Genomic DNA, 3,904 nt, shown 5'->3' on the forward strand with positions numbered 1-3,904 from the left:
CTGCCGATCTCGGTAAGCTGCGTTCAGTCGCCGGTGTTCTACGGCCACGCGCAAGTGGTGCATCTGGAAGCGTTGCGCCCGATCGCCGCAGAAGAAGCTCGCCACGAGCTGGAGCAGGCTGAAGATATCCAACTGAGCGAAGAAGACGATTACCCGACTCAGGTTACCGAAGCCTCCGGCAGCGATATGCTGAGCATTGGCTGTCTGCGCAACGATTACGGCATCCCTGAGATGCTGCAGTTCTGGTCGGTGGCCGATAACGTGCGCTTTGGCGGCGCGTTGATGGCGATCGAAACTGCTGAACGGCTATTGCAGGAGCAGATGTACTGATGTCCGAGGTGGAGTTGCCAACCCAGCCAATGCTGAAAATTGCGCTGGGGATCGAGTATGACGGCAGCCGTTATTACGGCTGGCAGCGTCAGCAAGAGGTTACCAGCGTCCAGGCCTGCCTGGAAAAAGCGCTAAGCAAGGTGGCGGATGCGCCGATCGGCGTATTCTGCGCCGGGCGAACCGATGCCGGAGTGCACGCCACCGGGCAGGTGGTGCATTTCGAAACCGCTGCCCGACGCAAAGACGCCGCCTGGACGATGGGGGTGAATAGCCATTTGCCGCCGGATATCGCGGTACGTTGGGTGAAAGAAGTCAGCAGCGATTTTCATGCTCGTTTCAGCGCCACCGCGCGGCGTTATCGCTACATTATTTATAATCACCGCTACCGCCCGGCGGTATTGCAGCAGGGGGTGACGCATTTTTATCATCCGCTGGACGCCGATCGCATGCATCATGCCGCGCAGGCCTTGCTGGGGGAAAACGACTTTACCTCATTCCGGGCGGTACAATGCCAGTCACGTACGCCGTGGCGAAACGTAAAACACGTTAAGGTTACGCGCTATGGCGAATATATCGTGGTAGATATAAAGGCCAACGCCTTTGTCCATCATATGGTGCGCAACATTGTTGGCAGCCTGATGGAGATTGGCTGTGGCAATCAGGATGAGAACTGGATGGGCGAGCTGTTGGCGCTCAAGGATCGCAGCCTGGCGGCCGCAACCGCACGGGCTGAAGGCCTGTATCTGGTCGCGGTTGATTATCCAGAGTCGTTTGCCTTACCCCGGCCGCCGATGGGGCCGCTGTTCTTAGCCGACGATTAACTGGCAGGCTGGCAGATTAATACGTTATTTACTGGTGCCAACGCCGGGTGGGAGAGACACCTGGTCAATTGAGAGAGTTTATGGACATCATCAAGTTTCTGATTGATTTTATTTTGCATATTGATGTGCACCTGGCAGAACTGGTCAGGGATTACGGTATGTGGGTTTACGCCATTCTGTTCCTGATCCTGTTTTGTGAAACCGGGCTGGTGGTTACACCGTTCCTGCCAGGGGATTCTCTGCTGTTTGTCGCCGGTGCGCTGGCCGCGTTGCCTTCCAACGATCTCAATGTGCATACCATGGTAGCGTTGATGGTGATTGCGGCGGTGATTGGTGATGCCGTCAACTACACTATTGGTCGGCTGTTCGGCGAAAAGCTGTTCAGCAACCCGAATTCGAAAATTTTCCGTCGTAGCTATCTGGATAAAACCCATCAGTTCTACGAGAAACACGGCGGGAAAACCATTATTCTGGCACGATTTGTGCCGATCGTGCGCACCTTTGCGCCGTTCGTGGCCGGCATGGGGCATATGTCCTATCGCCACTTTGCTGCCTATAACGTGATTGGTGCGCTACTTTGGGTGCTGCTGTTCACTTATGCTGGCTACCTGTTTGGCGACTTGCCGATCGTGCAGGAAAACTTGAAGTTGTTGATTGTTGGCATCATCCTGGTTTCAATTCTGCCGGGCATTATTGAAATCTGGCGCCATAAACGCGCGGCTGCCCGCCAACAAAAACAGTAAAAACACCGCTTAACCCGTCGGTTCGACCAGTTTTTTGTCCACACAATCGGGCCGATATGGTTTAATGAGCGACATTTATGGTCTGTTCCCGCGAACGACCCTGAAGCCAATGCCTTGGTAGCGCACCTGTTGCGCTTAGCTCGGCATTTTTGCATTGGGTGTGTTTCGGGAGGATTGTTAAGGCATGAACAGCGGACGGGTGTCTGCCAGGTTCAAACAGAAAGGTCATCGATGAGCTGGATTGAACGAATTCTCAACAAAAGCAATGTTACGCAAACCCGTAAGGTGAGCATTCCTGAAGGGGTCTGGACCAAATGCGATAGCTGTGGTCAGGTCCTTTACCGTGCCGAACTGGAGCGTAACCTTGAGGTGTGTCCCAAGTGTGACCACCACATGCGCATGTCAGCCCGTATGCGTCTGCATACACTGCTGGATGAAGGCAGTGAAGTGGAACTGGGCAGCGAACTGGAGCCGAAAGACGTTCTGAAGTTCAAGGATTCCAAAAAGTACAAAGATCGTCTGGTTGCCGCACAGAAAGCAACCGGCGAGAAAGACGCGCTGGTGGTGATGAAGGGCACGCTGTATGGCATGCCGATCGTCGCAGCCTCCTTCGAATTTGCCTTTATTGGTGGTTCGATGTCTTCCGTCGTCGGTGCGCGCTTTGTCCGTGCGGTTGAGCAGGCGTTGGAAGATAACTGCCCGCTGGTGTGCTTCTCTGCCAGTGGCGGTGCGCGTATGCAGGAAGCGCTGATGTCGCTGATGCAGATGGCGAAAACCAGCGCCGCGTTGGCCAAGCTGCAAGAACGTGGCCTGCCGTATATTTCGGTACTGACCGATCCGACCATGGGCGGCGTGTCTGCCAGTTTGGCGATGCTGGGCGATATCAACATTGCCGAGCCAAAAGCGCTGATCGGCTTTGCCGGGCCACGGGTTATCGAACAAACCGTCCGTGAAAAACTGCCGCCGGGCTTCCAGCGCAGTGAGTTCCTGATTGAGAAGGGCGCTATCGACATGATCGTCCGCCGTCCGGTGATGCGTCAGACCCTGGCCAGCATTCTTTCCAAGCTGACCAACCGGCCGCAGCCGCAGTTCGATGAGAGCGCGCCGATCATCGATCAGGAAAATCAGGCTGACGCCTGAGGATCAGACAAAGACCCGGCATAGGTACAAGCCCGTGTCGGGTTCCGCCGCCATTTTGTGGCTAAGTTGCGGCGGGAAACGAAGAGCATCGCTTTTGACGTCGTCAGGGCGGTGCGTCTTACGGATTTATGAACCCAAAGTCAGTGATGGGACTCATGCAAAACCACCAAATTCCCCAAGCCACGTCGCCATTGAGCTCGTGGCTTTACTATCTGGAACGTCTGCATAGCCAGGCGATCGAACTCGGCTTGGAACGTGTGCAGCACGTTGCGGCGCACCTCGACCTTCTCACTCCTGCTCCTACGGTATTTACCGTTGCCGGTACTAACGGCAAAGGCACCACCTGCCGCACGTTAGAGGCCATTTTGTTGGCTGCCGGGCTGCGGGTCGGGGTTTACAGTTCACCGCATCTGGTGCGTTACACCGAACGGGTGCGCATACAGGGTGAAGAGCTGAGCGAGGCTGAACACAGCCGCTCCTTTGCCGCGATTGAAGCTGGCCGGGGGGAAACCTCGCTGACTTATTTCGAATTTGGCACCCTGTCGGCGTTACAACTGTTTAAACAGGCCAGGCTCGACGTCGTGATCCTGGAAGTGGGCTTGGGTGGGCGTCTGGACGCGACCAATATCGTCGAGCCAAGCGTCGCCGTAGTGACCAGCATTGCGTTGGATCACACCGATTGGCTAGGCCACGATCGTGAAAGCATCGGCCGCGAGAAGGCGGGTATTTTCCGTGGCGGCAAGCCCGCGGTAGTTGGTGAGCCGGATATGCCAAACAGCATCCGGCAGGTAGCGGAAGATCTCAACGCGCAACTGTACCGCCGTGATGAAGCCTGGTCGTTCAGCGAACAGGGTGAACGCTGGCAATGGG

General features: G+C 55.9%; 5 protein-coding genes. All 5 read left to right on the forward strand.

Annotated features, from left to right (window positions below; genetic code table 11):
* The coding region (locus ACLQ7H_RS26630; RefSeq protein ID WP_411755262.1) for an Asd/ArgC dimerization domain-containing protein at positions 1–330 on the forward strand (330 nt) is incomplete at its 5' end.
* Positions 330–1,151 carry a tRNA pseudouridine(38-40) synthase TruA gene (gene truA / locus ACLQ7H_RS26635; RefSeq protein WP_411755263.1) on the forward strand — a complete coding sequence of 274 codons (822 nt, stop codon included), beginning with the start codon at positions 330–332 and terminating at the stop codon, positions 1,149–1,151. The genes ACLQ7H_RS26630 and truA, both read left to right, overlap by 1 nt.
* Positions 1,152–1,231: 80 nt before the next feature.
* A complete protein-coding gene (locus ACLQ7H_RS26640) occupies positions 1,232–1,894 on the forward strand; it encodes a DedA family protein (RefSeq protein ID WP_411755264.1) in 663 nt (220 codons plus the stop codon).
* Between the two features lie 231 nt (positions 1,895–2,125).
* Positions 2,126–3,034, forward strand: a complete 909-nt coding sequence (accD, locus tag ACLQ7H_RS26645; RefSeq protein ID WP_411755265.1) for an acetyl-CoA carboxylase, carboxyltransferase subunit beta — start codon at positions 2,126–2,128, stop codon at positions 3,032–3,034.
* Positions 3,035–3,189: 155 nt separating this feature from the next.
* A partial coding sequence (folC, locus tag ACLQ7H_RS26650; RefSeq protein WP_411755266.1) for a bifunctional tetrahydrofolate synthase/dihydrofolate synthase occupies positions 3,190–3,904 on the forward strand: 715 nt, incomplete at its 3' end.

It is taken from the genome of Serratia sp. (in: enterobacteria) (assembly GCF_046715635.1).
In the GTDB taxonomy this organism is placed as follows: Bacteria; Pseudomonadota; Gammaproteobacteria; order Enterobacterales; family Enterobacteriaceae; genus Chania.

Coding starts and splice junctions, on each gene's coding strand:
- ACLQ7H_RS26640 (WP_411755264.1), top strand. CDS start 1,232: ATGGACATCATCAAGTTTCTGATTGATTTTATTTTGCATATTGATGTG.
- accD (WP_411755265.1), top strand. CDS start 2,126: ATGAGCTGGATTGAACGAATTCTCAACAAAAGCAATGTTACGCAAACC.
- truA (WP_411755263.1), top strand. CDS start 330: ATGTCCGAGGTGGAGTTGCCAACCCAGCCAATGCTGAAAATTGCGCTG.